General features: G+C 73.6%; 1 protein-coding gene and 1 pseudogene. Both read left to right on the plus strand.

The genetic code is table 11. From position 1 onward, the window contains the following. Positions 1 to 219 (plus strand): annotated as a pseudogene (locus tag KBX39_RS32270) (hypothetical protein); the annotation flags it as partial. Between the two features lie 145 nt (positions 220 to 364). Beyond that, positions 365 to 806, plus strand: a 442-nt coding sequence (locus KBX39_RS32275; protein WP_210874216.1) for a CNNM domain-containing protein, incomplete at its 3' end; no start/stop codon positions are given.

Raw genomic sequence — 806 nt, forward strand, 5'->3', positions numbered from 1 at the left:
GAACCGGGCGGCGTGGCCCAGATCGACCTGGACTACGTGACCCCGCCGTTCCGGGACTTCACCCCGGGCGAGTTCGTCTACCGGCGCAGCCGGCTGTTCACCGACCGGGGCTTCCGCCGCGTGGTCAGCCCGCCCGGCATGGTCGCCCCCTACTACCACCGGCTCGGATTCCGGCCCGAGGGCGGCGCGTACGTGCTCGACCTGCCCGTACCGGCCTGAGCCCCGGCCCCCGGCGGGTGACACCGGGGCCGGTCATGATTCAGCGGCGGGCCCGCGGGGCACAGAGGGGCCACGCCGACCGGATCTGCCGGCCGGTGGGTCGGCCGTCGGCCGGCCCGGATCGGGTCGAGGGAGATAACCGGTCGTGCAGAGCTACTGGAGCCAGCTGGCCCTGGTCGGTGTGCTGGTGATCCTCAACGCGGCGTTCGCCGGCAGCGAGATGGCCCTGGTGTCCCTGCGGGACAGCCAGGTGCAGCGGCTGGAGCGCAGCGGCCGGGGCGGACGGACACTGGCCCGCCTGGCGAAGGATCCGAACCGGTTCCTGGCCACGATCCAGATCGGCATCACGCTCGCCGGGTTCCTCGCGTCCGCCGCCGCCGCGGTCTCGCTGGCCCGGCCGCTGGTGCCGCTGCTCAGCGTGTTCGGCAACGCCGCCGAGACCGTCGCCATCGTCGCGGTGACGCTGGTGCTCACGTTCGTCACGCTGGTCTTCGGCGAGCTGGCCCCGAAGCGGATCGCGATGCAGTCGGCCGAGCGGTGGGCGCTGCTGGTGGCCCGCCCGCTGGACCTGCTCTCCAGCATCACCC

It is taken from the genome of Micromonospora sp. D75 (genome assembly GCF_018070405.1).
GTDB lineage: Bacteria > Actinomycetota > Actinomycetes > Mycobacteriales > Micromonosporaceae > Micromonospora > Micromonospora chalcea.